Genomic DNA, 3,078 nt, shown 5'->3' on the forward strand with positions numbered 1-3,078 from the left:
TTTCCGCCCGCTTCTGTTAACATGTCTGTTAACTCTCTGTCTAGCTGTCCCGAAACTTGCTGGGTAATTACCCATAATCCAAATCCATGCTTTCGATCTTTTGCAATGATTTTTGGAAGAACGGGTACTGGCACGTCATGAGCTTCATCTATCACGCCTAAATGTAGTTTTGAACCATGCGGCCGCTGCTGAGCGATACGGTGATATTGATTACAAATGTAACCGACTGTCAGTAATGTATCTTCTTTCCCCATGCCCGCTAAATCATAAAAGATCAGGTGATTGTGATAGGTAAGGGTCACCTTCGACATTACTCGTTAAGGGGCCCTTTTCCCCCACACCACACCCAACGTGAAAGTTTCCCTTCATTGGGCGCTCCATCAATTATTGGAATTAATAATTATAAGCTGTCTTCGATACCGTTCTACTTTAGCTATTTGCTTTTTGTTTAGCCATGATATTTGATTTAATGGTTCATTATTATGAATGAGTTGATGAATTTCTTTAGAGACACAAACAAGGTTGTGAACTTTATTAATTTCATTTATAGGTAATCTAGGATTTTTGTGATGTACATGTAAATTTTCTTTCGATAGAGGGACTTTAGTAACATTACATTGCCCCTTATCTCTGTTAAAAGCTGACGCCCTATTCATGAAATATTCAAAGTTATATTTTCCCCTGTTAGACCTTGGGAGATTTTTTCGCTTAAGTTCAGTGAAGTTATCTCATCCAGTCTAGATAGAGTGCTCCTTTTATTCCTTCTTTTAAAGATTAAACCCCTTCCTTGGGATGTATACGGTGTTTCATTTTGGTTTTTTTGTATACATTTCGAACTATCCCATGTCGCTAGATTAAGTTTCCATATCCCAATTTTCGATTCGTTATATTCAATGGTTGGGGTACCTTCGGTACGATTTGGATACCATTGTTTGATGTTGTCACATTCATTCATTTTGAACCATTTACCACCATATTTTTTTAAGGCATACCATTCGGCTTTCCTTAATCTATGGCTAAATCTGGAGAACGTTATATTAACTAAGGTTGCATAACTGTAGTAGTTGATTAAACCTCGAATTTTTGTGTTATAAACGTTTATTTCATGTATCAATTTTTTCTTATTAGATAATCTCTTTATGATTCTCAAATGTTTTTTAAGTTCTTTAACTTTATCTTCAATGCGTTTCTCATTAGGAATACGATAAGGAATGTACCTTTTTGTTTTCTTATCTTTAACTCCTTTATACTTAACAAAGAGTTTGAAGCCTAAGAATTCAATATTTTTCTTCCGGACGTTAGTTATCTTTGTCTTCTCTTCTGAGAGTTCTAATTTGAGTTTATCTTTCAGATAATGAGAGACAGCTTTTTTCCACTTAATAGCGTTTGTCTTACTATTTGTTACGATAACCCAGTCATCTGCATACCTAATGAGATAGCCCTGTTTAAGTTTGGTAGTACGTTTGAGTGTAGTAGTTCGACTATGCTTATTTGCATAATTTTTACGAGTCTTCTTATTTTGCCACTGGTTGTATACCCACATATCAAAATCGTGAAGGTATATGTTAGCTAAAATCGGAGAGATTATTCCCCCCTGTGGAGTTCCAAGTGTTGTTTTTGTATTTTCGTGCATGACTCCGGCTTTTAACATAGCTTTTATAAGCATTAGAACTCGTTTATCTTGAATACCTATCTTAAAACAGTTTTTAAGCAATATATTGTGATTAACCTTATCAAAGAATTTACGAATATCTCCTTCAACTATCCAATGATATTTTGTCTTATGAATTAGACTACCTACTCTTTCGATGGCCATATGTCCATCACGGTAGGGTCTGAATCCAAAGCTATATGGAAAGAATTGTGCTTCGCATATAGGTTCTATTACTTGTTTAACACATTGTTGTATGATTCTATCTAGTATAGTTGGAATACCGAGAGGTCTAAGTTCCTTTTTCCCTGCTTTTGGTATCCATACTCTACGTACCATGCTAGGTGTATAATCTCTAATTGTGTTGGTAATGAGATGTATTACCTTTTCCTCGTCAGCCTGAAGAATATCATTTATAGTAAGAGAATCCACACCAGCTGTCTTAGAGCCTTTGTTACTTTTCATTGCCCTTATGGCATATAGAATATTTGCTTTACTACAGATGATTTCGTATAAATCTTTAATTTTAGGTTTTTCACAAGACGCTTTGAAGTAAAGTTCATCGAAGGTTTGTTTCAACTGTATTTCAGTATCAAGTAATCTAAGTTTTTGCGTCACGAATTGAATAACTCCTTTTCAATCCGAGGTTTTAGCAGTTATGTTTACAACACCCTTAGAAACTTATAGATTATTAATCTCATAAATTGACTTGGGAACTTCGCTCCACCACTTATTATCATGGGTTCCTTGCTACTATTTCCCTACTGCCACAAAAGTAAGAGAATTTCGGTTCGTAGAACCTTATATCTACCTACCAGGGATACCCCCCTTAAAGCGTAGTCTTTTGCTTCCCTTGTTCCCAATGTTCTAGCTTTACTACTTACCCTTAGGTGCTTCCTCTGTCCCTGCTTGCCCTATTAAAAGGGGAATAACGTAATATTCGTTATCCGCAGACTTGAGCGAAGGTAACGCTATCCACCATTAAGCAACCTAGTGTTTTAGGTTACATACCTTTCGATATGTTATGGATTTAGAGACGTTCATTCGGAAGTTCGTCAGTTCTAATTAGAACATTCTCACCATCTGACCGATAATTATCCCGGCTTTGGTAATATGTCTCCATACTACTTAGGTAATTGAGCCACCCAGCTACTTCACCGACCGTATTCCACATGAGAACTTAGGTCGATTTCCCGCTGACTTCACCGTGCTTCTAACGCTTCATGTGGTATCATTCTGCGCTAGACGGAATCTTAGTGCGTTTCACAGTTTTAAGGTTTACCTTATCTGTGGAATAGGATCTTCCCCTACTCGAGTCGAACATTGAGTTATGATATCGTGTTAATACAGATGTCACTCAGCTTTTGTTAAACATTTCTGTTTAGTTTAGGCTGAAACAAGGCACACGCCTTCATCCATCCACTTCC

Annotated in this window: 1 protein-coding gene and 1 pseudogene; both read right to left on the reverse strand. The window is 36.7% G+C overall.

Translation table 11 applies throughout. The annotated features are described in order from the left end of the window. Positions 1–281: pseudogene (locus ACQRBL_RS32025) on the reverse strand (ATP-binding protein); the annotation flags it as partial. Positions 282–652: 371 nt separating this feature from the next. Then, positions 653–2,269, reverse strand: a complete 1,617-nt coding sequence (ltrA, locus tag ACQRBL_RS32030) for a group II intron reverse transcriptase/maturase (RefSeq protein WP_411996801.1) — start codon at positions 2,267–2,269, stop codon at positions 653–655. Positions 2,270–3,078 lie beyond the last annotated feature (809 nt).

Origin of the sequence: Bacillus sp. AF62 (assembly GCF_050312695.1) — a bacterium.
Classification (GTDB): Bacteria; Bacillota; Bacilli; order Bacillales; family Bacillaceae_G; genus Bacillus_A; species Bacillus_A cereus.